This is a genomic window from Fibrobacter sp. UWB5 (assembly GCF_002210295.1).
Classification (GTDB): Bacteria; Fibrobacterota; Fibrobacteria; order Fibrobacterales; family Fibrobacteraceae; genus Fibrobacter.
Genome location: NZ_MWQH01000007.1, coordinates 127842 through 153741 on the forward strand (window position 1 = coordinate 127842; position 25900 = coordinate 153741).

Annotated in this window: 17 protein-coding genes; 11 read left to right on the plus strand and 6 right to left on the minus strand. The window is 52.6% G+C overall.

Features of this window, described 5'->3' with window-relative positions:
* Positions 1-25: 25 nt before the first annotated feature.
* The 6 genes from B7989_RS10985 to B7989_RS11010 all read right to left on the minus strand — a co-directional run bounded on the left by B7989_RS10985 (position 26) and on the right by B7989_RS11010 (position 3727).
* A complete protein-coding gene (locus B7989_RS10985) occupies positions 26-454 on the minus strand; it encodes a hypothetical protein (protein WP_144265037.1) in 429 nt (142 codons plus the stop codon).
* Positions 454-1305 (minus strand): metal ABC transporter permease, encoded by an 852-nt coding sequence (locus tag B7989_RS10990; protein WP_088628526.1) that lies wholly within the window; start codon positions 1303-1305, stop codon positions 454-456. Before B7989_RS10990 ends, B7989_RS10985 begins: the two co-directional genes overlap by 1 nt.
* A gap of 4 nt (positions 1306-1309) precedes the next feature.
* Positions 1310-1954, minus strand: a complete 645-nt coding sequence (locus tag B7989_RS10995; protein ID WP_072798156.1) for a metal ABC transporter ATP-binding protein — start codon at positions 1952-1954, stop codon at positions 1310-1312.
* A 7-nt stretch (positions 1955-1961) separates the two neighbouring features.
* A complete protein-coding gene (locus B7989_RS11000) occupies positions 1962-3008 on the minus strand; it encodes a metal ABC transporter substrate-binding protein (protein ID WP_088628527.1) in 1047 nt (348 codons plus the stop codon).
* A gap of 67 nt (positions 3009-3075) precedes the next feature.
* Entirely contained in the window at positions 3076-3342 is a 267-nt protein-coding gene (locus tag B7989_RS11005; protein WP_088628528.1) for a hypothetical protein, read from the minus strand.
* The gene (locus B7989_RS11010) at positions 3335-3727 is read right to left on the minus strand and encodes a Fur family transcriptional regulator (protein WP_233144378.1); all 393 of its coding nucleotides are present in this window, start codon (positions 3725-3727) and stop codon (positions 3335-3337) included. The genes B7989_RS11005 and B7989_RS11010 overlap by 8 nt, the downstream gene beginning before the upstream one ends.
* 246 nt (positions 3728-3973) lie before the next feature.
* Here B7989_RS11010 and B7989_RS11015 point away from each other — a divergent pair, with 246 nt between their 5' ends.
* The 11 genes from B7989_RS11015 to B7989_RS11065 all read left to right on the plus strand — a co-directional run bounded on the left by B7989_RS11015 (position 3974) and on the right by B7989_RS11065 (position 25732).
* Positions 3974-4837: a DUF4423 domain-containing protein gene (locus tag B7989_RS11015; RefSeq protein WP_088628530.1), complete on the plus strand. Its 864-nt coding sequence runs from the start codon at positions 3974-3976 to the stop codon at positions 4835-4837.
* Entirely contained in the window at positions 4834-6156 is a 1323-nt protein-coding gene (locus B7989_RS11020) for a hypothetical protein (protein ID WP_088628531.1), read from the plus strand. Before B7989_RS11015 ends, B7989_RS11020 begins: the two co-directional genes overlap by 4 nt.
* Before the next feature lie 168 nt (positions 6157-6324).
* Positions 6325-8553, plus strand: coding sequence for a carbohydrate-binding protein (locus B7989_RS11025; protein ID WP_233144379.1), 2229 nt, complete (start codon positions 6325-6327; stop codon positions 8551-8553).
* A 125-nt stretch (positions 8554-8678) separates the two neighbouring features.
* Positions 8679-10937, plus strand: coding sequence for a carbohydrate-binding protein (locus B7989_RS11030; RefSeq protein WP_369829058.1), 2259 nt, complete (start codon positions 8679-8681; stop codon positions 10935-10937).
* 132 nt (positions 10938-11069) lie between these two features.
* Entirely contained in the window at positions 11070-13160 is a 2091-nt protein-coding gene (locus B7989_RS11035; protein ID WP_088628532.1) for a carbohydrate-binding protein, read from the plus strand.
* Positions 13161-13310: 150 nt separating this feature from the next.
* Entirely contained in the window at positions 13311-14885 is a 1575-nt protein-coding gene (locus tag B7989_RS11040) for a sialate O-acetylesterase (protein ID WP_088628533.1), read from the plus strand.
* Between the two features lie 168 nt (positions 14886-15053).
* Positions 15054-16727, plus strand: coding sequence for a sialate O-acetylesterase (locus B7989_RS11045; protein WP_088628534.1), 1674 nt, complete (start codon positions 15054-15056; stop codon positions 16725-16727).
* A gap of 273 nt (positions 16728-17000) precedes the next feature.
* Positions 17001-19322 carry a family 43 glycosylhydrolase gene (locus tag B7989_RS11050; protein ID WP_088628535.1) on the plus strand — a complete coding sequence of 774 codons (2322 nt, stop codon included), beginning with the start codon at positions 17001-17003 and terminating at the stop codon, positions 19320-19322.
* 33 nt (positions 19323-19355) lie between these two features.
* The gene (locus tag B7989_RS11055) at positions 19356-20846 is read left to right on the plus strand and encodes a carbohydrate binding domain-containing protein (protein ID WP_233144380.1); all 1491 of its coding nucleotides are present in this window, start codon (positions 19356-19358) and stop codon (positions 20844-20846) included.
* 166 nt (positions 20847-21012) lie between these two features.
* Complete coding sequence (locus tag B7989_RS11060; protein WP_233144381.1) at positions 21013-22836, plus strand: carbohydrate-binding protein; 1824 nt, start codon at positions 21013-21015, stop codon at positions 22834-22836.
* Positions 22837-23047: 211 nt separating this feature from the next.
* Entirely contained in the window at positions 23048-25732 is a 2685-nt protein-coding gene (locus B7989_RS11065; protein ID WP_088628537.1) for a beta-L-arabinofuranosidase domain-containing protein, read from the plus strand.
* Positions 25733-25900 lie beyond the last annotated feature (168 nt).

Genomic DNA, 25900 nt, shown 5'->3' on the forward strand with positions numbered 1-25900 from the left:
TTTATGCATAAATATAGAAAAGTTTTTATTTAGTCTGCATATCAGCATTGCGAATAATAGGGAATCCGCCGCCACCTTCGTCTTTTTCATAATCGAAATCGCCTTCGACAATAATGGCATCGCCTTCGGCCGGGTATTGTTCTGGGTACTTGCGGGGTTTCGCAAGTTCAAAGGCGAGTCCTTGCGAACAGCAGGCGAGTGCATCAGCAATGACGCAGCCGTAAAAGCGGCGGTCGATTTGGTCGTCGTAGTAGCTCGAAAATACGCCGCCCATCCGGATGCGTTTTCCCTGGAACTTGGCGGGTTCTGTTACCATGCGGTTGACCAGGGCGAATACGACGGTGCCGCTCATTTTAGTCAAGTCAAAATGAAGGGTCTTGATCTGGCCTGGTTTTTGCGCGAAGCTGGGTAATGCAAGCGCAAATAAAACGAGGAATAAGAATATTCTGGACATTAAACTCTTTTATCGCGAATCAGGCTGATAAGGCAAATGATTCCGAACACCATGATGTCCATGGCCACGATGGTCGAACCCACAGGCGTCCCTGCCAAAATGGCAATCAAGATTCCGGTAAGCGAGCACAAGACCGAGATAATGCCTGCGGCAACGGTTACCGAGAAAAAGCTCTTGAAAAGACGCATGGCCGAAAGGGCCGGAAATACGACCAAGGCAGACACCAGCAAGGCGCCCACCAGGTTCATGGCGAGAACAATGATGACGGCGATAATCACGGCAACGAGGATGTTGTAAAGCATCACGCGCACGCCTGTCGCCTGGGCGAAATTTTCGTCAAAGGTGATTGCAAAAATTTTATGGTAGAAAATAACGAATACGGTAAGAACAGCAATGGAAAGTGCCACGCAAAGGTAGACTTCTTCTACCTTGAGCGTGAGAATCGATGTAGAGCCGAAAAGCGTGGTGCACACGTCGCCCGAAATATTTGCCGACGTAGAGAAAATATTCATGAGCAAGTAACCGATAGCGAGCGCTCCCACCGATACCATGGCGATGGCGGCATCGCCCTTGACTTTTGCCTTTTTGCCCGAGCACAAAAGCAGTACGGCGACTGCGATGGTAATCGGGAGAATAATCAGCATGTTGTTGGTTACCTTGAGGACGGCTGCAATCGAAAGCGCGCCGAAGGCCACGTGAGAAAGGCCGTCGCCAATATAGGAATAGCGCTTGAGCACAAGGGTGACGCCCAGGAGCGACGAACACAGCGAAACGAGAACGCCCACGATAATCGCATAGCGCACAAACGGGAAATCCAGGTAGAAGAAGAGCTTGTCAAGTAATTCAGGCATGGGACTATCCTCTCCTATCTTCGATGGGATCGAAATCCAGAATGCGGCTGGATTCTCTGTGGGCGGCTTCGAGATCGTGCGTCACCATGATGATGGTCATGCCACTCTTGTGCAAGTCGCTAATGATTCGGTACATGGATTCTGTTGATTCCGGATCGAGGCCGGTGACGGGTTCGTCGAGCAACAGCAAACGTTCGGCGGCGCAGAGGGCCCGGGCCAAAAGCACGCGTTGCCTTTGGCCCCCCGAAAGTTCGCGGAAGCAGGCCTTGCGCAAACTTTCGGTCCGCGTAAGCGCCATGCACTCCATGGCGCGTTCCCGGTGGGCCCTCTTGTAAAACGGCAAGAGTCCTTTTTTACCCTGGAACGCCGAGAGCACGATTTCTTCGACCGACGCCGGAAAATCTTTCTGCACGTTCGTGATTTGCGGCAAGTAGCCAATCTGGTTTCGTGTAAGGCCGTCGCACAATTCGATACTTCCACTCTTGGGCGAAAGCAGCCCCGAAATGCCGCGCAAAAGCGTGGTCTTTCCGGAACCGTTGCGACCCACGATGCAAAGGTATTCTCCTGCATTAATATCGTAGTCGAAATCGCTCACGATATCTTTGTTCCCGTACCCAAGTGTCAATTGACGGCACTTAATCAAAACCATAGTGAACCTACTTCAAAGCCTTTTTGATCACTTCAAGATTTTCGCGCATAATGTCGAGGTAGTTTGCGGAATCCATCTGCGAAGTCTTGATGGACTGCATCGAATTAAGCGTAAGCACCTCGGCGGTCTTGGACTTTTTGCTTGCGGCAAGTACGGCCTGTGCGATCTTGCCGTTGCCACCGTCGATCGTGAAGATGGCGGGCAGCGCTAACGAATCCATTTTGTTGGCGAGGAAGGCGACCGTCTCGAAACTTGCCTCGCTTTCGGCGGAACAGCCAACAAACGCGGCATAATACTTAATGCCATAATCGTCCACCAGATAACGAAACGGGAACCTGTCGCCGAACAGGACTGTCTTGTGGGTGACGCTATCCATCGCGGCGCGGTATTGGGCATCCAGGGCGCTGATCTTTGCGATGTAAAGGCCTGCGTTCATGTGGTATTCCATGGCGTGAGCCGTATCTGCTTTTGAAATGGCGTCTGCGAGGGCCATCACCAGGATTTCGGCATTCTTCAGCGAGAGCCAGACGTGTTCATCGTTTTCGATTTCTTCGGCGTGAGCTTCGTGCTCGTGATGATCTTCGTGAGCCTCATGTTCATCGGCATGCTCATGGTGTTCATGTTCCTCTTCGGCTTGCATGCCTTCGACGATTTCTTCGGCCTTGACGCGGTCACCCAAAGCCTCGAGCAAGTTCACCTGCACGCGCTTTTCGTTGGGCGTTGCCTCAAGGGCCTTGTGAATCCATTCGTCCGATTCGCCGCCGACGTACACGATCATGTCGGCCTTGGCGATTGTGGCGATGTCGGCTGCCGAGGGCTTGTAACTGTGCAAGTCCATGCCGTTCTTGATCAGGAGCGTCAGGTCCAGGGAATCGGCCTGGTTGCCCAGGATTTCCTTGAGCCAGGCGTACTGCGGGTAAATGGTGGCGACAACGGAAATCTTTTTGCTGTTGCTTGCCGCCTGTTCCGGATTCTTCTTTTCGGAATCCGAGTTGCACGCTATAAAGAGTGTAAGTAGCGCAAAAATAGATGCAATGAATGCAATCTTCTTCATTAAAAGTCCTTCGCCGTTTTGGCGTGAAATTGAATGTGTGAATAAGTCCGGTGTTTATCGGAACACATCAATTCAGCAGCAGGACTTTTTTGGAAACAAGTGTTGCGGGCTGCGAGATCGCGGCCTTGAAACAAATTAATTTGAAATAGAAAAATCGTAACGCAAGTTCAAACGGCGCCACCACCAGTTCCATGCAAACCGAAATCAGTTCCAGGCAACGGTGAATATGGTGGCACACGTGGCAATGTTCGCCGTGGCAATGGTGTTCCATGTGCTTGGCCACGTAAAGCGAAGCCAAGACCACAAGCAGCTTGTTGAACAGGGCGTTAACCATGACGCCTCCGCGAACAGCCGGAGCAGCGCCCGAGCAAAACCGATTGCTGTTGGTCGAGCTCAAATCCGCTGCGCTGTACCGAAAGCTGCAACACCTTGAGTGCCGGGCCTTCCAGGTGAAAGAACTTGCCGCATTCCTTGCACACGAGGTGCATCTTTTCTTCGCATTGTCCGGGGCCCGTGTAGCGGTATTGGAGTTCGTTGTTGTCGTCGGCGCCGACAATCTGCACGACTCCCGCCTTTTCCATTCGGGCGAGGTTCCTATATATAGTACTCAGTGAAACTTCGGGCAGGCTCTGGGCAATGCCGGAGGCCTTGAAAATCCGGTCGGGATTTTCGGCCATGTAATCCAGGATCATTTGCCGCGCTTGCGTCTTGTATTCCACTTTTTCCTCTTGATCCGCGAATTTGCGAACGATTCGCAAATATAGTAAAATTGCGAATGGTTTGCAAATGTTGGACCGCAAAACCCGCTTTTTAGCCAAAAATGAGCAAAAGCGGGAAAATTACCCCTCCTTGTGACAGCGGTCACGAAGTTTTTGGACAAAACGTCCACGGCAATTTTAGTACGAGTATATGTTTTTTTACCTGCAAAGTCTATTTTATTATTGTAAATATACGGGTAAAAAATTATGGTTACGTTTTCTGACATATCGGATTATCGCGACTTCCTGAAGGAGTACTACGATCGCAGGAAGGCAGAAATGCCTTTCTACTCGTACCGTATGATGGGGGATAAGCTGGGGTTGGATTCCAGCTACCTTTATCGTGTGTTGCAGAAGAAGCAGCACTTGCCGGCTCATGCACTCCCCGCCGCGAAGGAAATCCTTGATCTGTCCGGTCGTGAGGCCGAATACTTTGACTTGCTGTTCTCCGCAGCAGTAACCAAGGACAAGGCTAAGCGCGAAGAGCTCATGGCTAAAGCCCTCGATCTTCGTGATGTGGACCGCCACAGCTTGCAGGCTGCCGAGCTCAAGCTGCTCAAGAACTGGTGGATTCCGGCCGTGCGCGCCTACCTCGAACTGAACGGTGGCGTGGTTAACGTAAAGCAGATTTCTAGAGACCTGTGCCCCCCGATTACCGAGGCCCAGGCTCAGGAAGCGATCGATACCTTGCTGGAAGTCGGCTTGGTCAAGAAGATGGCTTCGGGTAAATTGGCAGTTACGGACGCCCATTTGACGGCTGGTGGCCCCGAAAAGAAACAGGCTGTCCGCCATTTCCAGAAAGAAGTGCTCTCTTTGGCGAGCGATGCGCTTGATAACATCCCCGTTGACGAAAGAAATATTTCTACTCTTACATTGTCCGTGGACCAGTCCTGCTTTGATGACTTGGGTGATATGCTTAGGGAATTTAGGCGCTTGGTCCAGAAGAGGGTGGACAGTGCCAAAAACTCCGACCGGGTAATGCAGCTTTCTATGGCGTTCTATCCGATTGCGCGTAAGGGCGGTGTCCGTACCGTTGATTCTGTGGAGGGCGACAAAAGGGAGTCCAAATGAAGAAATGGGTGTGGCATATAGGTTTTGCAGCAGCAGTGGGAGCGCTCATTGCGGCGTGTTCCAGCAGCAACGGCATTGACCCGAGTGCAGGTACTTCGCTTGAGACGGAGAACTCGGTTGCCGTGGTGCTCGCTGTGAAGCAGAGCGATGGTTCGCCTGCTGCCCGTACCAAGGTCTTGGTGCGCCCGGTCGATTTCCTGGCGGGTGCTAATAATATGGATCTTGTCAAGGACCACGAAAAGGGAGAATCCCGAGTGGTCGTATCCGATTCTACTTTGGGTATCTTGAATCTCGAAACCGACGAGCAGGGCCGGTTGAACCTCAAGAGACTCAAACCCGGTACTTATAATGTGGAAGCACGTCAAGATACTACCAAGGCGTTTGTGCGCGTGGTGGTGACCGATGTGTCTCGCGATTCTGTGTCTATCAAGCTCGAACCGACTGGCGCAGTTTCGGGTCAGGTGTACTTGCCCGAAAACGAATCGTCCGTGACGGTGGGCGTCAAGGGACTTGATTACTTTGTTGAAACTGACGAAGACGGCAAGTTCGAATTCCGCCACCTGCCGAAGGGCTTGCTCACTTTGGTCGGCTTTACCTTCCATACTTACAAGACTCTCGACATGGACGGCAAGCCGTCGGCGATCAGCAACTTGATGACGGTCGGTACCAGCAATACGAAGGTGGAATCCGGCAAGACCTCGAAGGGCGTGACGATAGGCCAGAAACTGGTGCCCGCTCCCGATACGACGGTCAAGGAAGATGTCTACCCGGTTGTGCTTTTGGCCGACTTTGAAGACAGCACTTATGGCTGGTATATTTCTAGGTCCAAGTATGCCGAGGCAGAACTGGATGCCGAAAAGAACGTGGCTGGCCGTAAGGGCATGTCCGCTCATTTCGTGTACCAGAATGATTCCAACGCCAACTGGGCCTTGATGGGACGTGCCTTGAACGAAATGACTGATATGAGCAAGCTCGATTCCGTGGTGTTCTGGGCTCGTTCTGGACTCAGCGATTCTTCCCAGTGGATCAGCGTCTCGTTCGATGTGCTTCTCGATTCGATCGCTCTCGATTCTACCGGTTACGAAAACGGCAAGGCTTGGGTGCACTTGGAACTTGATACTACCTGGCAGCGTTTCGTGGTGACTCCGAAGGACTTGATTGAGCCCGACGAACACAATATCGGTGGCAACATCGGTTGGGATGCCGTCAAGGAACACGTGACGAACCTGAACTTCTTCGGCGGTGGCGTCACGGAAGGCACGCCGTACGAAATGTGGGTCGATGACATCACGATTTACGGTGTCAAGGACCTGGAATAGTTCAACGCTCTAATTTTGGAACAAAACCCCGCGAAAAGCGGGGCTTTTTTTGTGCATATTGACAAAGTGTCAATGGAAAGTTCCTTTCGGGGCGCTTTTTTGTTTTTATTCGAGGATAATTTTGGATTTAGAAGGTTAGGTTGTGTTTATGCCTTCGAAGGAGTCCTCATGGATTACAGAAAAGTTTGGAAATTTGCTAGCCTGAAAACAGCTGCATGTATGGTTGCGGGGCTTGCCACTTTTGGCTTGGCCGACAACCCGATTTCGAGTTACCACTACTTGGCAGACCCGGGTGCTGCCGCCGATGATACGTACTTCTACGTCATCACCGACTCCGACGACCCGGCTGCGTACAATGCCAACGGCTACAACATCAAGGCCCTCTACGGTTTCCGCACCAAGGACATGAAAAACTGGACCGACTTCGGTATCATTTACGATGCCCGCAAGGTTGACGGTATCGGCGATATCTGGGCATCCGGCATTGCGGTGAACCCCAACGATCACAGGCTGTACATCGTGTTCCCCGATGGCGGTGGTGGCGGCATTGGCCTCATCGGCGCCGACAGCATTGCCGGCCCCTGGACGAACCCCGTTTCGGGCAACAAGAAGCTCATCAACAACTGGGGCGGCGGCCTTGCGGATTGCGATGGCATCGGTTGGTGCTTTGACCCGGCAATCTTCTTCGATGACGACGGTACGGGTTACTTCACGTTCGGTGGCGGTAGCAGCGATAGCCGCCCGGCGAACAACAACAATAACGACATTTTTAACATCTACAAGCTCAACAAGGACATGAAGGGCTTCGATGTAAGCACCAAGACTCACCTGAAGATTGGTGGCCCGAAGGCGATGGAAGCCTCTTACATTCACAAGTACAAAGGCAATTACTACCTGTCTTACAGTACGGCTGACTTGCGCATTGCCTACGGTATGTCCAAGAACCCGATGGGCCCTTATGAATACAAGGGTATCTTCATGGGCAACCCGAGCATTAACGGTCAGAATATTAACGCGAACAACAATAACCATCATGGCATTGCCGAATTCAAGGGCCATTGGTATGTGGCATATCATGACCGCCGCATTGCAAACGGTTACGACGGCCTGGAAAAGATTCCTGCCGACGACGGCAAGGCGAACCCGGCTCCCGCTTACCACCGTAGCGTGAGCGTGGATGAATTCTACTACAATGGCGATGGCACCATGAAGGAACTGACCTTCACCAAGGAAGGCCCGAAGCAGATCGAGAACTTCGATCCGTACGACTGGTATCCGGCTCTCACGAGTTCCAAGCAGAAGGGCATCCGCAGCCGTTCCAACTGGAGCCCGGGCAAGGTCGCTGAGCACCTGTTGCTCCCGCTTTCGAGCAAGGAATCCTGGATTCGCGTGAGTGGGGTTGACTTCGGCACGGCCGCCACGGGCTTCACGGTGCAGGCGGCAAGCGCTGCCGATGGCAACAAGATTGAAATCCATACCGGTTCTGCAACGGGTACGCTTGCGGGCACATGCACGCTCAAGAATACCGGCAACAAGTCTACCTTTGCTGAAACAAAGTGCGAAGTGGAAGGCCTGAAGGGTATCGTGGAATCCTTGTTCCTCGTGTTCAAGGGCTCGCAGGATTCGACCATGGCAATCAAGGCTTGGGGCTTCGAAGGAAGCGGCTCTACTCCGCCGACTCCGCAGACTCCTTATGGCGACAAGGCCGTGACGATTCCGGCCAAGATCGAAGCCGAAAACTATGACGTTCCGGGCACGGGCCGCGGTGAAGAAGCGCAATCCTATAGCGACAACGAGTCCGAAAACCAGGGCGATGCCGAATTCCGTACCGACTTGGGAGTCGATATCGTGGCTGGCGGTACTGGCAAGGCCATCGGTTATACCGCTGCTGGTGAATGGCTCGAATATTCGATCGTGGTTCCAGAAGATGGCGAATACGCCCTGAAGGCGTCGGCCTCTACGGGTATGGAGAACGGCACAAGCTTCTGCCTGCTTGTCGATGGTAAGGCTGTGGGCGATACCGTGAAGGTTCCGCAGACTGGCGAAGACTGGAGCGTCTACGAAGAATTCGATGCCGGCAAGGCGACCCTGACCAAGGGCGAACACATTGTCCGACTGGTGATTACCGGCGACAACGTGAATGTGGACTGGTTCTCGATTGGCGAAGTGACCACGGGTATCCATCACGATGTCAAGCTGAACGCCTCCAAGGTTGCCCAGTACGACGTGTTCGACCTGAGCGGCAAGAAGCTCGCAAGCTTTACGGCCCGCAACATGGTTGAAGCCTCCAAGATGTGGCGCGACGGTTCCGTGAAGGGTTCTGAAAAGGCCCATGGCGTGAACCTGATCCGTAACCGCACCACCGGCATGGTTTCCAAGGTTCGTACCGCAAAGTAAAACTTTGTAAACGCAATCATTGACAAAAAGTCAAAGGAAAGTGTCCTCCGGGGCACTTTTTTTTGTGTTTTTGAGGATAGTTTTAAGGGAGAAGGTGTGGTGTTTTACCTTCAGAGGAGTCCTTTATGGATGTTTGGAATGTGAAAGGCCTGAAGAAGGCCGCGTGTTTGGTCATGGGCTTGGCGGCTTTCGGCCTTGCCGACAACCCGATTTCTACTTACCATTACCTGGCAGACCCGGGTGCTGCCGCTGACGATGAGTATTTCTATATCATCACGGACTCCGATGACCCGGCTCCGTACAATTCTAACGGTTACAAGATTTACGCCCTCTATGCATTCCGCAGCAAGGATATGCAGAACTGGACTGACTACGGCATTATTTACGATGCCCGTAAGGTGAACGGCATTAACGACATTTGGGCATCTGGCATCGCGGTGCATAACGGCACGTTCTACATCGTGTTCCCTGATGGCGGTGGCGGCGGCATTGGCTACATCAAGGCGCCTGCAATCGACGGCCCGTGGACAAACGCCGTGGGTAACGGCAAGGACAAGCTGGTCGGTGGCCGCGGCATTATCGGCTGCGATGGCGTTTCGTGGTGCTTTGACCCGGGTATCTTTATCGATGACGACGGTACGACCTACGTGACGTGGGGTGGTGGCGAAAGCAACAGCCGCCCGAATACCGATAACTTCGATATCGTCAAGTTGAACGACGCGAAAAACGCTCCGGTGGGCAATGGCAGCCACGTGAAGGTGAACAACCTGCCGACCCGCAAGATGCTCGAAGCGTCTTACATCCACAAACACAAGGGTACTTACTACTTCTCTTACAGTACTGGCTGGCAGCAGGGTGCGCCTACCATTGACTACGGCATGTCCAACAACGTGATGGGCCCGTACACCTGGAAGGGCACGATTCTCGGCGACCCGAGCATGAACGGCCGCAGCATTAACGGCAACAACAACCACCATGGTATTGCCGAATTCAAGGGCCATTCTTACGTTGTCTATCATGACCGCCGTATTGCCAAGGGCCATAACGGACTTGAAATTATTCCGGCCGATGACGGCAAGCCGAAACCGAACGAAGGTTACCACCGCAGCGTTTCTGTAGACGAAATGTTCTACAATGCTGACGGTACGATTCAGACGGTGAAGGTGACGGACGAAGGCCCGAAGCAGATTGAAAACTTCGATCCGTACGACTGGTATCCGGCTCTCACGAGCTCCAAGCAGAAGGGCATTCGCAGCCGCTCCAACTTTGTCGTGGGCAAGAGGGCTGAACATGTGCTGATTCCGCTTTCGAGCAAGGAATCCTGGATTCGCGTTTCTGGCGTGGATTTCGGTACTGCGGCAACGGGCTTTACGGTCGAGGCTTCGAGTGCTGCCGACGGCAACAAGATTGAAATCCGCACGGGTTCTGCATCGGGAACGCTCGCAGGCACTTGTTCCTTGAAGAATACCGGCAGCAAGAACACTTATGCCGAAAACAAGTGCGAAGTTTCTGGCCTCAAGGGCATTGTGAACCAGCTGTTCCTCGTGTTCAAGGGCAATCAGGATTCGACCATGTACGTGAAGGCTTGGGGCTTCGAAGGCAGCGGCACGACGCCGCCGGAACCGCAGAAACCCTTTGGCGGCAAGGCTTGGGAAATTCCGGGCAAGATTGAAATGGAAAACTTTGACGAACCGGGTACAGGCCGCGGCGCTGGAGTCGATTCCTATAGCGACAACGATTCCGACGACCATGGCGCCGAAAGCAATGGCGGCAAGAGCTATCGCGAAGGCACCGGTGTCGATATCTACAAGAAGGCGACTGGCTATGTCGTGGGCTACAACCAGGCCGGCGAATGGCTCGAATATACCGTGAACGTGAAGGAAGCAGGTGACTACACCATGTTTGCCGCCGTGGCGTCTGCCAATGCGACCTCCGGATTCCAGCTTTCGATCGATGACAAGAAAATCACCGAAGAAATTGCTGTGCCTAAGAATGACGGCGAAGAAAACTTTGATGACTACAACAAGGTCAAGGCGAACGTAACGCTCCCGGCGGGCGAACATATCCTCCGCTTTACCGTCACCGGCGACTGGATGGATATCGATTACATCAACTTTGTTGCAGGCAAGGATGCCGCTGATTCCGACCCGCTCGAAGGTATGACGGCAATCAAGGGCGTGAAACTTGCAAGCGCTTCTACCGCAAGCTTTGACGTGTTCGATTTGACGGGCAAGAAGGTGGCAAGCTTTACGGCCCGCAACATGACTGAAGCGTCTAAGATGTGGCAGAACGGTTCCATTAAGGGTAGCGAAAAGGCTCAGGGAATATGCCTGATTCGTAATCGCGCAAACGGCATGATTGCAAAGGTGCGTACTACCAAATAGTTTCCCATAAACACATCCAACCAGGAGGACACCCCCGAATGGGGGTGCCCTTCCTTCCGGAAAAAAGCGCTTGATTTTGAAATTACGAGAATGTATTTTAATATCGGGAGTTGTGTTAAAAAGGAGTATAAGATGACAATCCAAAAAATTGCAAAGAGTGTGGGCCTAGCCTTTGGAGTGGTTGGCCTTTGGAGTTCGGCTATGGCCTCGACGGTCAATGTCGACGTAACGGAAGAACACCAGGTCATTCGCGGTTTTGGCGGCATGGTGCATAACCAGTGGCAGGGCGGTGGCGGCCTTTCTGAAGCCGATGCGAAAATTGCCTTTGGTACGGGCGATGGAACGCTTGGCCTGAATACGCTGCGTATTCCGGTGTATGCAAATTCCAGTGATTTCAATAAAGAAGTTCAGGCTGCAAAGTATGCAAAAAAATACGCCGGCGACGACTTTATTCTGTATGCGACGCCGTGGACTTCTCCGTATGCGGGCGCAAACCAGCACATGTCTTCTTCGAACTACCAGAAGTACGTGGACCACCTGAACAACTTCAACGATTACATGAAGAACCAGGGCGTTCCCCTGTACGCCATCTCCATCAGTAACGAACCGGACTGGTGCGGTGAATGGGCTTGCTGGAGCGCTGACGAAATCTACAACTTCACCAAGGGCTACGCCGATAAAATGCGCAAGAACGGCGTCAAGGTGATTTCGACGGAATCGTTCCGCTACGACAAGAATCTTTACAACAAGGTCTTGAACGATGCCAATGCCCTCAAGAACTGGGACATTCTCGGTGCGCACTTCTACGCCAGCGACAGAAGGACCGGGGACAACTTCTTCCAGTATTCTTTGGCTGACCAGAAGGGCGTGGAACGCTGGATGACGGAACACTACACCGAAAGCCAGGGCAGCGGTAACTACTGGCGCACGGTTACGAACACGGGCGACCAGGCAAACGCCAACAAGCGCGATACCGTGAACGCCATGGATGTGGCTTACGAAATCCACCGCGCCATGGTCGTGGGCAACTTCAATCAGTACACCTGGTGGTACATCCGTCGTTGCTATGGCCTGATCATGGAAAAGGACTTTGGCAACAAGCTCCAGATTCCGAGCAACGAAATCGGCAAGATTTCTAAGCGCGGTTACGTGATGAGCCAGTTCGCCCGATTCATCCGCCCGGGTGCCGTGCGCGTGGGTGCTACGGCAAATCCCGAGAAGGAAGTTTTTGCCAGTGCTTACAAGAGTTCCGAAGGCGACTCCGTGATTGTGGTGCTCGTGAACCGCGATTACAAGAATTCCAAGACCGTAACGGTTAACGTGAAGGGTGCCGATGTGGAAACATTCCACGTGTACACCACGAGCCAGGCGAAGAATGCCAAGTATGAAGGTGAAGTCGAAGTGAAGAACGGCTCTGTGACTGTCACCCTGGATGCGGGCAGCTCGGAATTCAAGGACTGCATCGTGACGCTCGTGGGCGTGGGAACGCCTGCAGAACCAGTACCGCGTGAACCGTTCGGTGGCAAGGCTGTGGAACTCCCGGGCAAGATCGAAGCCGAAAACTTTGACGTTCCGGGTACCGGCAAGGAAAACAAGACCTATTACGACTCCGATTCCGAAAACCATGCCTGCACCGACGAAGGCAAGACTGCCGAATGCTCCAAGGTTCGTGAAGATACGGGCGTCGATATTTACAAGAAGTCCTCTGGCGCTGTCGTGGTGGGCCATAACCAGGCTGGCGAATGGCTCGAATATACCGTGAACGTGAAGGAAGCCGGCGAATACACCATGACCGCTTCTGTCGCGACGGCCAATTCGGATCCGGGCTTTACGCTTTCGATTGATGGCAAATCCCTTGCCGAGGTTCCGGTTTCCGGTTCCAGCTGGGATGACTTCAAGGATGTCACGGCCAAGGTGACGCTCCCGGCAGGCGAACATATTCTGCGCCTCGAGGTGACGACCTCTTGGTTCGATATCGATTACCTCAAGTTCGAAAAGCCCTGTGACGATTGCAATACGGGTATTGCGAATGCTCGCCTGAACATGCCGACCGAAACCGAAAGCTATCGCATTTTCGATATGAACGGCGGATTCCTCGGTATGGTTACCGCAACGAGCATGCCGGAACTCCGCAGCAATGCGGCTAACCTCGTGAAGCGCGGTGGTGCCTACCTGGCCAAGTCCATGAGCGGCCGCACCAAGCTCATCCAGGTGACAAAATAGGCTTTTTTTCAAGCCGATTTATGGAGAAAATCCCGGAATGTTTCCGGGATTTTTCGTTTGTTGACGGTTTATCCATAGAACATGTGTACGGGGGGCAAAAAAAAGGGGGCTTTTGAGGATAGTTTTAGAGTATTGCAAAAGGAGTGTGAAATGGATATCAAGAAGATTTCCGAGTTTTTGACCCCGACCCTGTGGCTCGTTGGCGGGCTGATGATGCTCGCTGCGGTTGCAAACGCGGCACCGGACCCGAATTTCCACATTTACATTGCGTATGGCCAGTCCAACATGGAAGGCAATGCCACGAACTTTGACAAGAATGTCGACGGTAAGGAACATCCGCGCGTAAAGATGTTCGCAACGACGTCTTGCAGTAACCTTGGTCGCCCGACAGTGGGCGAGATGTACCCAGCAGTGCCTCCGATGTTCAAGTGCAACCAGGGCCTTTCTCCGGCAGACTGGTTTGGCCGCCACATGGCAGACTCCTTGCCCGATGTGACAATCGGTATTATTCCGGTGGCGCAGGGTGGCACGAGTATCCGCTTGTTCGACCCCGATGACTACAAGGCCTATATTGCATCTGCTGCCGATTGGCTCCAGAGCGGTGTGAAGGCTTACGGTAACGATGGTAACGCCATGGGCCGAATCATCGAAGTCGCGAAAAAGGCCCAGGAAAAGGGCGTTATCAAGGGTATCATTTTCCACCAAGGCGAAACCGATGGCGGCATGAGCAACTGGGAACAGATTGTCAAGAAGACTTACGAATACATGCTCGCGCAGCTTGGCCTTAAAGCAGAAGAAACCCCGTTTGTCGCCGGCGAAATGGTGGACGGCGGTTCTTGCGCGGGCTTTAACAGCCGCGTGCATAACCTTTCCAAGTACATCGTCAACTTTGGCGTGGCAAGCTCCAAGGGCTACGGAAGCAAGGGCGACGGCCTCCACTTTACCGTAGAAGGCTACCGCGGCATGGGGCAGCGTTACGCCCAGGAAATGCTGAAACTGGTGAATGTGACTCCGGTGGATCCTGAACCGCAGACTCCGTTCAAGGGAGAAGCTCTTGCGATTCCGGGCAAGATTGAGGTCGAAGATTTCGATATTCCGGGTAAGGGCCGGAACGAAGACGGTACCACCAACGATTCTTACAGCGACGATAGCGAAAACCACGGCGATTCCGACTACCGCAAGGATACCGGCGTAGACCTTTACAAGAAGGCTACCGGAATTGCCGCCGGTTACAACACTACCGGCGACTGGCTCGAATGGACGGTCAATGTTGCCGAAGCTGGCGATTACACCGCTGCCGCTTCTGTCGCTACCGAAGGTGAAGGCGCCTTTACGCTTTCTATCGACGGCAAGTCCATTGGCGAATTTACGGTCACGGGTTCTAGCTACGATGATTTCACCGAAGTCAAGCAGAAGGTGACTCTCCCGGCCGGTAAGCATATCCTGCGCATGGATGTGACGCAGCAATACTTTGATATCGACTACATCAAGTTTGATGCGGACTGCGCCGATTGCGACACCAAGATTGCCGATGTACGCCTGAACATGCCGACCGAAGCCGAAAACTTCCGCCTTTTCGACATGAACGGTACCTATCTTGGCGTGGTCCGCGCAACGGGCAAGGCGGAACTCCGCAAGAATACCGCTAACCTGGTCAAGCGTGGCGGATCCTACATGGCGAAGTCCATGAACGGCCGCACGATGATGATTCAGGTGGCGAAGTAGGCCTTTTGCGGCCTAGCCGTCAATTAAAATTTACAAAAGGATTGGGAAAACCCCGGAATGTTTCCGGGGTTTTGCTTTTGTTGACTATTTATCCATAAATCTTGGCGTTTTTCGCGTGAAATCGGCGTTTTTTGAGGATAATTTTAGGGTATTGCAAAGGAGTGTGCTATGGACCTTAAAAAAGTCTCTGAATTTTTAACCCCGGCCCTGTGGCTTGTTGGCGGGCTCATGATGCTTGCGTCGCTTGCCAATGCGGCGCCGAACCCCAATTTCCATATTTATATCGCTTACGGCCAGTCGAACATGGCGGGTAACGGCGAAATCGTGCCTTCCGTGGACCAGGCCACGAATCCCAAGAATTTCCTTATGCTCGCTTCGCACAACGCCAACGCAAGCCAGCGTAGCGGCAAGACGACTCAGTCGATCAAGACGGGCGAATGGTACCCCGCAATCCCGCCGATGTTCCACCCCTTTGAAAACCTTTCTCCGGCAGACTACTTCGGCCGCGCCATGGTCGATTCCCTGCCGGGCGTTACCGTGGGTATTATCCCGGTGGCTATCGGTGCGGTGAGCATCAAGGCTTTCGACAAGGACCAGTACAAGGCTTATTTCAGTTCTGCGGCAAGTTATATCCAGAACTGGGCGAAAGACTACGATTCCAACCCTTACCAGAGAATTGTGGACCTGGGCAAGAAGGCTAAGGAAGTGGGCGTCATCAAGGGCTTTATTTTCCACCAGGGCGAAACCGATGGATCTGGCACCGAATGGCAGAACAATGTATACAAGACCTACAAGGACATTATCAACGCCCTCGACTTGGACGAAAACGAAGTCCCGTTTGTTGCCGGCGAAATGATGAACGACCCCACGGGTAACTCCGGCCAGGGCAGCTGCTGCAGCTCCAAGAACGGCGGTATTGCGCAGCTGAAGAGCAAGTTCAAGAAGTTCGGTCTGGCATCTTCCCAGGGGCTGAAGGGTAACGGCAAGGACCCCTACCACTTTGGCCGTGAAGGCGTGATTGAACTCGGCAAACGTTACTGTTCCGAAATGCTCAAGTTGATCGACAAGACGATTGACCCGGATGCTCCGGCAGTGAACCTGGTTGACCCGAGTCAGTCAACCGTTCCGGACGAACCGCCTGAGGAATATGGTCCGTATGGCGAAGCACCGGCAAAGATTCCGGGTACCATTGAAGTCGAAGAATACAACAAGGGTGGTGCCGACAAGGGCTACTACGATTTGAGCAAGGGCAACGAAGGCGGCAAGTTCCGCAAGAACGATGTGGACATTTACCAGCCGAACATGGGCCTGGTCGTTGGCCACTGCCAGACGGGTGAATGGCTCAAGTACACCGTGAAGGTGGAAGCCGATGGCGAATACGAAATTTCTGCGCTTGTGGCTAGCGACAATACGACGGGCGGCTTCGAGCTGTATATGGACGATACCCGCATCGGAGAAAAGATCGTGAGCGAAGGCAAGGGCTTTACCAGCTTTACGACGGTGAGCGGCGGCAAGGCTAGCCTGAAGGCGGGCGAGCACGAGCTGAAACTCGAAATCGTAGGCGACTGGATCGATATCGACAATATTGAATTCAAGGCTGTCAAGAGTGATGATCCTCCGAGCAAGATCAATACAATTCGCCTGAGCATGACCGAAGCCGAAAGCAGCTTCAACCTGTTCGACATGCAGGGCAAGCATGTGGCAAGCTTCAAGGCCTCTGGCATGGATGCTGCAGTCCGCATGATCAAGGAAGGTGTCAAGGGTATCCGTCAGGGAGTGTATTTGGTTCGCTCTGCCGGCAAGATGGGCATTAAGCAAAAGGTGGTGACCTATGAAAAGTAATGAAATCACAATTGTCAAGCAGATTGCGTTCTTCTCGGTAGTCGCGGTCGTGCTCGGATTCCTTTACGGTTAGGACTTAAACTCTCTCTCTTTTGAATTCACCCCTGATTGCAAAATCAGGGGTTTTTGTTTTGGAGCCTATTTTGACGCCTATCTTTGACAATTTGTCAAAGGATTATGTGGGAAAAGGGGGTATTTTCCCCCGTTTTTAGGGTAATTTTACTATGAAGAAATTTGCATGGGCGGTGGTGCGCCCACAAAAGGAGTACTAACATGGGATGGTTTAAAAGTTTGGGCATTGCCCTTTTCAGTTCTTGTGCAGTTTACGCTGTAACAGTCAACAATCCGATTATGTATGTCGACAGCCCGGACCCCTCGATTGTCCGCGTTGACGACGCCTATTACATGGTCACGACGACCATGCATTTTGCCCCGGGCGTGCCTGTTTTTAAGAGCACGGATTTGGCCCAGTGGCGCACGGTGGGGTATGCCTACCAGACTCTCACCAATAACAACAAGATGAACTTGAATGGCGATGATGCCTACGGTAAGGGCTCCTGGGCATCGAGCATCCGTTACCACAAGGGATTTTTCTACGTGCTGACCCCGTCTTACACGACGGGCAAGACGCACCTTTACAAAACCGCCGACGTGGAAAGTGGCCAGTGGTCCGAAGTGCAGCTCCCGTTCTACCACGATCCTTCTCTGTTCTTCGATGACGACGGCACCGTGTGGGTGTTTTACGGCAGCGGCGACCAGATCAGCTATGTGCAGTTGAATGACGATGCGAGCGGCGTCAAGCAGGGCGGCAAGAGCGGCAAGCTTGGCGGTGTGAGCGTGAACCAGGCAACCGGTAAGAGCGGCTATATTGTGCAGCAGGAAGGCTCGCACATGGAAAAGGTGAACGGCGAATACTACCTGTTCACGATTTCCTGGCCGAATGGCTCCTGCCGTACCGAAGTGGTTTACCGTTCCAAGAGCCTGCTTTCGGGCTATACCGGTAGGGTGTTCTTGGCCGATAACGGCGTTGCGCAGGGTGGCATTTTCGATACTCCCGAGGGCAAGTGGTATGCACTTTTGTTCCGCGATTCCGGCCCGGTTGGCCGTATGTCGCACCTGGTCCCGATGGAATGGAAGGACGGCTGGCCGGTCCCGACTAGCGGCTCCAAGGCTCCCTCCACAATTGACTTGCCCGAAACTCCGCTCCCGGGCTACGGCATGGTGACTTCTGATGACTTTGAATCTAGTGAACTTGCTCTCGAATGGCAGTTCAACCATAACCCCGATAACAAGAACTGGAGCTTGTCTGCAAATCCGGGCTTCTACCGCATTACTACGAGTCGCACCGATAGCCGCGTGGTGACTGCGAAGAACACCTTGACACAGCGTTCCTTTGGCCCCAAGAGTTCTGGCCGTACGCTTGTTGATGGCACCGGCATGAAGGATGGCGATATGGCTGGCCTCGTTGCCCTGCAGGACGACAAGGGCTTTGTGGCGCTCGCTAAAGATGGCGGTAGCTACAAGGTGGTGATGTACACCGGAAACAAGAATGGTGAAAGCCTGAAGGATAGCAAGGCGATTTCTGGTTCCAAGGTTTACCTGCGAATTGATTTTGACTTGCCGATTGACCGCGGCACCGCCTACTTCTACTACAGTACCGATGGCAATACTTGGTCAAAAATCGGTAGCGACGTGAAGCTCAATTACGACCTCCACATGTTCGTGGGCGTCCGTTGGGGCCTCTTCAACTTTGCGACCAAGCAGGCCGGTGGTTACGCAGACTTTGATTGGTTCAAGGTCGGTACCGACGTGAACGATGAAATTTATCTCGATGGCGCTGGCTCTGAACCTGTTCCGCAGACTCCGTTCTGCGCTGCTGGTGAAAATTGCCCTGCCGTTGCGCTCCCGGGCAAGATCGAAGCAGAAAACTTCGACGTTCCGGGCAAGGGTAAAGATGGCACCTCTTACTATGACGCCGATTCCGAAAACCACGGCGATAGCGATTACCGCAAGGGCACGGGCGTTGACCTTTACAAGAAGGCGACCGGCGTCATTGTGGGCTACAACAGCGAAGGCGACTGGCTCGAATACACCGTGAACGTAAAGGATGCAGGTGATTACACCATGTTCGCGGCTGTTGCTGCGGCTGGCTCTACCTCGAGCTTCAAGCTCTCCTTGGATGGCAAGGACATTACCGAAGAAATCGCGGTGCCGGCAGCAAGCTCCGGCGAAGAGAATTACGACGATTACAACAAGGTGAAGGCCAATGTAACGCTCCCTGCGGGCGAACATGTGCTCCGCTTTACGGTTACTGGCGCCTGGCTCGATATTGACTACTTCACATTCGTGAAGGGCGCAAACGCTACGGACCCGGAACCGATTGATCCGACGGGTATCGCAAATGCAGTGCGCTACGATGTGCAGGCCGAACAGGTTTACCGCGTGTATGGCCTGAACGGAAACTTTGTGGGCTCCGTGTTTGCGACAAGTGCAAGCGAGGCTCAGTCTAAGGTGCGCGCCATGGTTTCGGAAAAGGGCGTGTACCTGATTAGAGCGAAGAATGGGATGGTTCATCGCTTTACGGTAACGAAGTAAGGACCCATAAAAAAGGAGCGAAGGATGTTTGGTATGAAAAATTTGGGCAAGGTGGTGCTTGCCTTTGCAAGTGTTGCGCTGCTTACGGGTCATGCTGTTGCTGACAACATCACAGTTGACGGAAAATCCCGCAGCATGCTCGTGTATGCTCCGTCGGGAATCGAAAAGAATCGCCCGCTCATCATTCAGATGCACGGCATGAACCAAGATGCCCCCTACCAGAAGAATGCGGCGAAGTGGGAATCCATTGCCGATACCGCGCGCTTTGTGGTGGTGTTCCCCAACGGCGAAAATAAGGCCTGGGACATCGGTGGCAATAAAGACATCAATTTTATCAAGGCCATCATCAACGAGATGTACAACAAGTACGGCATTGATAAAAACCGTGTGTACGTTTCGGGATTTTCGATGGGTGGCATGATGAGTTACCATGTGGCAAACAAGATGGGCGACCAGATTGCGGCTATTGCGCCTGTTTCGGGTGGCGGTGGCGTGAATTCGCCCAAGCGCGCCATGCCGATTATGCATACGCACGGTACCACCGACGACGTGGTGAATTATAACAGCACCGTGAATACCCTGAAGGGCTGGGTCAATGCGCAAAAATGCTCCAGCAATTCGCAGAAGATCAAGCCGTATCCGTCGACCAAGCCGGGCTCTGCCGCATCGCTTGAAATCTGGAGCGGCTGCACCGATGGTGTCGAAGTGCGCTTGCTGACTATTGATGGCAAGGGCCACTGGTATTCCATGGACGAAGCCGTGAGCGTGAACACGAGCGTGGAAATCTGGAATTTTGTGAAGAACTACTCGCTGGACGGTTCCAGCATTACTCCGCCGACCCCTGCGATTGTCGTTCCCACGAACCGCGAAGAAGTCTTTAACGGAGGCTTTGATTCGAGCGCCGTGGCTTGGGACTTGCAGACGCATGGTGACGCTCAGGCCACCGGCGATGCGAAAGACGGCAAGTACAAGCTCGATATTTCGGCAATCGGCACACAGAATTACCAGGTGCAGCTGATCCAGCACGACTTGCGCCTTGTAAAGGACCAGTGGTACGAAATCAGTTTTGATGCCAGTGCAAGTGCAGCCCGCACGCTCGAAGTGAACGTAGAACAGCATACCGATCCGTGGGCTAGCTACCTCAAGGAAAAGCAGAACTTCGAAATCGGTACAGATGTAAAGAACTTCAAGTTCAATTTCCAGATGACTGCCGCTACCGATACCAACAGCCGCTTGAGCTTTAATGCGGGCGCTGCGACGGGCTCGCTCACCTTGGATAATGTGGTGCTTAAAAAGATCGATGCCCCGACGGATCCGGAATTGACTGGCATTGCACCGAAAATGGGCTCGGTTGTCGCTGCTACCGCCGAATATGCGGTATATAGCCTCTCCGGCAAACGCCTCGGAACGGTAAAAATTCGCCATGCGACGGAAACGGAGACTTTGTTGAAGGCCAAATTCGGGAAGGGCGTCTACATGCTCCGTAGCGAGAACGGCAAAAAGACCTTGTTCCATGTTAAATAAAAACGGTCGCTTTTATCGGTAAAAATTGCTGAAATTCGCTTAAATTCGCAAATAATATGACAAACGGCATTGACAAATAGTCAACGCCGTTTTGCTTTTCTGGGTGAGTTTTCCCTTTTTTTAAGAATATTTTTTTAGGTGTAAATATCATCATGGAGTGATGAAGATGTTTGGCTTAAAAAAATACTCGTTCGGCGGGGCTATCGCCCTTGCTTTTTGTGGTTTGGCCTCTCAGGCTTTTGCGCATCCTGACAGCTTGGTGCTTACGCCCCCGCTGGGGTGGAACAGCTGGAACGTGTTCCACGAAAACATCAACGAAAAGCAGATTCAGGAAATCGCCGATGCCATGGTGTCTTCTGGCTTGAAGGACGCGGGCTATATTTACCTGAACCTCGACGACAACTGGATGGATACCAAGCGCGATGCGCAAGGCAACCTCCAGAATAATCCGAAAACCTTCCCGAGCGGCATGAAGGCCATTGCCGATTACGTGCATGCGAAGGGCCTTAAGTTCGGCCTTTACGGCGACCGCGGCAAACGTACTTGCCACCATTACAACAGCAAATGGGATAGCCAGAGCGGTTCCAACGGTCACGAAGAACAGGATGCCAAGAAACTCGCCGAATGGGGTGTTGACTACTGGAAGTACGACAACTGCGATTCTGACCCGAATACCCAGGAAAAAGATTACACCGCTATGTCTAAGGCTCTCCGCAATTCCGGACGCGACATCGTGTTCAGCATTTGCATGTGGGAATACAAGGACTGGATGCCGAAAATCGCCAACCTCTGGCGTACCACTTTCGACATTGGCCCCGAATGGATTTCTACCTCCTGGTACCGTGGCGTCTACGAAATTATCGATGCCAACAACAAGTACTGGCAAATTGCAAAACCCGGCCACTGGAATGACCCGGACATGCTCGAAGTGGGCAACAGGGGCCTCTCTTACGAAGAACAACGCTCCCAGATGACGATGTGGTCCATTATGGCCGCTCCCATCATGATCAGTTCTGACGTGCGCAGCATGAGTAACGAGACTAAGGAACTCTACCTGAACAAGGACATGATTGCCATCAACCAGGATTCCCTGGGCGTTCAGGGCCACCGCATCTCTGACAAGCAGGGTAAGCAGGTTTGGACCAAGCCCTTGAAGAATGGCGACCTTGCCGTGGCACTCCTCAATAACAACAACTCTACTCAGACTGTGGAATGCAACTTTGCAGACATTGGCGTAGAAGGCGAAGTGGAAGTTCGCGATGCCTGGAAAAAGAAGGATCTGGGCCCGCTTTCGCACGTTTCTATCGAACTGCCTGCTCACGGCTCGGCACTCCTCCGCTTGGTTTTAAAGCCGGTTCCGCGCGCTCCGTTCAAGGGCGAAGCTCTCGCTATTCCGGGCAAGATCGAAGTGGAAGACTTTGACATTAACGGCGTAGGCCAGGGCAACACCACCTACAACGAAAGTGATACCGAAAACCATGGCGATTCTGACTACCGCCCGGGTACCGGTGTAGACCTTTACAAGAAGGCGTCTGGCATCATCGTCGGCTACAACCAGGCTGGCGAATGGCTCGAATACACCGTGAAGGTGGCAAAGACCGGAACTTACGCCATGAACGCCTCCGTAGCCTCTGCCAACAGCACATCAAGCTTTAAGCTTTCGATGGACGGCAAGGACATTACCGAAGAAATTGCCGTGCCTGCAGCCACTGCCGGCGAAGACAACTACGACGAATACAATACGGTCGAAGCCAAGGTGAGCCTGACCGAAGGCGAACATGTTCTCCGCTTTACGGTTACCGGCGACTGGATGGACATTGACTATATCGAGTTCTGCGAGGGCGAAACCTGCAATACCACGGGCCTGCACAAGGCAATCCCCGCGGCAGTGCGCAACACCAATTCTCCGCGACTCCTCAAGAAGGGCAATGTGATGTTCATCGAAAAGAACGGCAAGCGCTTTGACTTGACGGGACACCGCATCAAGTAATTTGCTACTCCAAAATCACTCCTAAGAAAGAGAGGCTCCGCTAGCGATAGCGGGGCTTTTTGCATGCGTCTCACTCGCATTGTTGTCGCGTTTGCGAACGCCTTTGGCTATTGAAATTTCTGCAAAGGTATTTGGCTTTGAAGGGGTGAAAATTGCTGGTGCAAGATATAATTTTATAAAGGATAAATTGGTTTAAAAAGGATGGTATAAGATGTTTGGAATCAATACAAAAAAAATCGCTTGCGTTACCCTTGCTGTGGTAGGAGGTCTCGTCACTCAAGGGTATTCGCAAGACGTTCTTTATCCTGATATGTTCGCGTTGAACGAAGTTCAACTGCTTGACGGTCCGTTAAAAGAACGCCAAGACTTGAACGTAGAAACCCTGCTGAGTTACGACGTGGACCGCCTTCTGGCGCCGTTCTACGAAGAAGCGGGCATGCGGCCGAAAGCATCCAAGTTCCCGAACTGGGCTGGTTTGGACGGGCATGTGCTCGGGCATTACCTGAGTGCACTTGCGATGCATTACGCTGACAATGACGACATTCGGGTTAAAGAACGGTTGGAATATGTCTTGAAGGAACTCAAGACGATTCAGGACCAGAATTCCAAGGACAATAACTTCAAGGGTTACATCAGTGGCGTTCCGAACGGTAAAAAGATGTGGCTCAGCATGAAGAGCGGCAATGCTGGCGCGCAGAATGGCTATTGGGTGCCGTGGTACAACATCCACAAGCTTTATGCGGGTCTGCGTGACGCCTATATTTATGCGGGTTATGAGCAGGCAAAGACGATGTTCTTGGCGCTTTGCGACTGGGGTATTACCATTACGAATGGCCTGAATGATTCCAAAATGCAGCAGATGCTCGGTACGGAACACGGCGGCATGCCCGAAGTCTATGCCGACGCTTACAAGCTCACGAAAGACGAAAAGTATTTGAATGCAGCAAAGAAGTGGTCGCACCAGTGGCTTTTGAATCCGATGTCGCAAGGCAATGACAACTTGACGAACGTGCATGCGAATACACAGGTGCCGAAAGTCGTCGGTTTTGCGCGAATTGCGGAACTCTCTGGCGATGAAAAGTACAAGAAAGGTTCCGATTTCTTCTGGCAGACGGTTGTGAACAAGCGCAGTATCGCTATTGGCGGTAACAGCATTTCGGAACATTTCCCTTCTTTCGACAACCATAAAAAATATGTGGAAGAACGCGAAGGACCGGAATCTTGCAACACCTACAACATGCTCAAGCTCACGGAACGCCTGTTCAATATGGACCATAGCGCCAAGCAGGCGGATTTCTATGAACGCGCGCTCTTTAACCATATTTTATCCACAATACATCCAAAACATGGCGGGTACGTGTACTTCACTCCTGCACGTCCCCGCCATTACCGCGTGTATTCCAAGGTGAATGCGGCCATGTGGTGTTGCGTGGGTTCGGGCATGGAAAACCCGGCCAAGTACAACCAGTTTATTTACACCAAAGACGGCGACAAACTTTACGTGAATCTCTTTGCTGCATCCATTTTGAATTGGAAGGCGAAGAACGTGCAAATCAAGCAAGAGACCGCATTCCCGAAGGGTGAAAGTTCCAAGTTCACCGTTACCGGCTCCGGCTCTTTCGATATGCAGATTCGTCACCCGTACTGGGTCAAGGAAGGCGAATTCAAGGTGATCGTGAACGGCGATACCGTGGTGAAAAAGTCTGACCCGTCGAGCTACGTGTCGGCCGGAAAATCCTGGAAGACTGGCGATGTGATCGAAGTGCTTTACCCGATGTACACGCATGTCGAAGAATTGCCCAACGTGTCGGACTACGTGGCGCTTTTGCATGGCCCGATCGTGCTTTCTGCAAAAACGGGAACCGCAAACCTGAACGGCCTCGTGGCCGATGACGGTCGCTGGAGCCATATTGCCTCGGGTGCGCTGGAATCCCTCGATCAAGCTCCCATGCTCGCAAGCAAAAAGGAGGATATCCCCTCGAAGTTGGAACCTGTAAAGGGCGAACCGCTGCACTTTAAGGCTCCGTACCTGTTTGCAAACAAGAAAGACGGTAGCTTGCTTCTGGAACCCTTCTACGAGGTGCATGACGCCCGCTACATGATGTATTGGATGGTGCTTACGGACCCCTCGATTCTGGAACGTCTGAAAAAGGAACAGGAAGAAGCCTTGGCACTCGACGAAAAGACGGTCGATAAGGTGGCTCCTGGTGAGCAGCAGCCCGAAGTGGATCACCAGATGAAAACCGAAAATACGACCTCCGGCACGGCAAACGGTGAATTCTACCGTGACGCAGGCAAGTGCAATGCGGGCGACGGCGGCATGATCAGCTACGTGCTCGAAACCAATAGCGAAGATTCCTTGAGCCTTATGGTTCGCTATTGGGGCAACGAAGGCTGCTCCCGTACTTTTGATATCATGATCGACGGCGAAAAGCTCACGACCGAAAGCATCGAGGGCAAGTGGAACAAGAAGGAATTCGTAAACGAAGTCTATGCGATTCCCGATGCCATGGTCAAGGGCAAAAAGGAAATCCGCGTGACGTTCCAAGCGGGTGCCGGCAACATGGTGGGTGGCCTCTACGGTGTGCGCCTGCTGCGCAACAAGCCCAAGCCGGAACCCCCGCAGAATGTGGTGGCCAAGATCAAGTCTTCGCTCAATTTGAAGGCCCGCGTTTACGGCGGAGAATTGCAGATTGATGCCGGTACGGCGCTTTCGCAGGGCTATACCGCCAGAATTTTCAGCATGAACGGTCGCTTGGTAAAGTCGCAGGCGCTTGCGGCGGGGCAATCCAGCTTCAGCATCGGCCTTGGCGACATGCAAAACGGCATGTACATTTTGAAGATCCAGCGCGAAGGCTTTAGCTACGGTACGACGATTTTCAGAAAAAACCGATAAAAATGAGAACATTTCGCAGAATTTGAGAACATGAATTCTGCGAAATGCTTAGTTTTGTGCTTAAATCTGTTAAATTTTAGTTAATTTAGGATATTTTGCTAATATAGAACTATATTTACCATATAAAATTTGAGAACGTTTTAAAAGTTCTCCGGGATGGATATATGG

Bases quoted from the DNA above. Each gene is read 5' to 3' on its own strand.
- B7989_RS10985 (WP_144265037.1), bottom strand. From the start codon at position 454: ATGTCCAGAATATTCTTATTCCTCGTTTTATTTGCGCTTGCATTACCC.
- B7989_RS10990 (WP_088628526.1), bottom strand. From the start codon at position 1,305: ATGCCTGAATTACTTGACAAGCTCTTCTTCTACCTGGATTTCCCGTTT.
- B7989_RS10995 (WP_072798156.1), bottom strand. From the start codon at position 1,954: ATGGTTTTGATTAAGTGCCGTCAATTGACACTTGGGTACGGGAACAAA.
- B7989_RS11000 (WP_088628527.1), bottom strand. From the start codon at position 3,008: ATGAAGAAGATTGCATTCATTGCATCTATTTTTGCGCTACTTACACTC.
- B7989_RS11005 (WP_088628528.1), bottom strand. From the start codon at position 3,342: ATGGTTAACGCCCTGTTCAACAAGCTGCTTGTGGTCTTGGCTTCGCTT.
- B7989_RS11015 (WP_088628530.1), top strand. From the start codon at position 3,974: ATGGTTACGTTTTCTGACATATCGGATTATCGCGACTTCCTGAAGGAG.
- B7989_RS11020 (WP_088628531.1), top strand. From the start codon at position 4,834: ATGAAGAAATGGGTGTGGCATATAGGTTTTGCAGCAGCAGTGGGAGCG.
- B7989_RS11025 (WP_233144379.1), top strand. From the start codon at position 6,325: ATGGATTACAGAAAAGTTTGGAAATTTGCTAGCCTGAAAACAGCTGCA.
- B7989_RS11030 (WP_369829058.1), top strand. From the start codon at position 8,679: ATGGATGTTTGGAATGTGAAAGGCCTGAAGAAGGCCGCGTGTTTGGTC.
- B7989_RS11035 (WP_088628532.1), top strand. From the start codon at position 11,070: ATGACAATCCAAAAAATTGCAAAGAGTGTGGGCCTAGCCTTTGGAGTG.
- B7989_RS11040 (WP_088628533.1), top strand. From the start codon at position 13,311: ATGGATATCAAGAAGATTTCCGAGTTTTTGACCCCGACCCTGTGGCTC.
- B7989_RS11045 (WP_088628534.1), top strand. From the start codon at position 15,054: ATGGACCTTAAAAAAGTCTCTGAATTTTTAACCCCGGCCCTGTGGCTT.
- B7989_RS11050 (WP_088628535.1), top strand. From the start codon at position 17,001: ATGGGATGGTTTAAAAGTTTGGGCATTGCCCTTTTCAGTTCTTGTGCA.
- B7989_RS11055 (WP_233144380.1), top strand. From the start codon at position 19,356: ATGAAAAATTTGGGCAAGGTGGTGCTTGCCTTTGCAAGTGTTGCGCTG.
- B7989_RS11060 (WP_233144381.1), top strand. From the start codon at position 21,013: ATGTTTGGCTTAAAAAAATACTCGTTCGGCGGGGCTATCGCCCTTGCT.
- B7989_RS11065 (WP_088628537.1), top strand. From the start codon at position 23,048: ATGTTTGGAATCAATACAAAAAAAATCGCTTGCGTTACCCTTGCTGTG.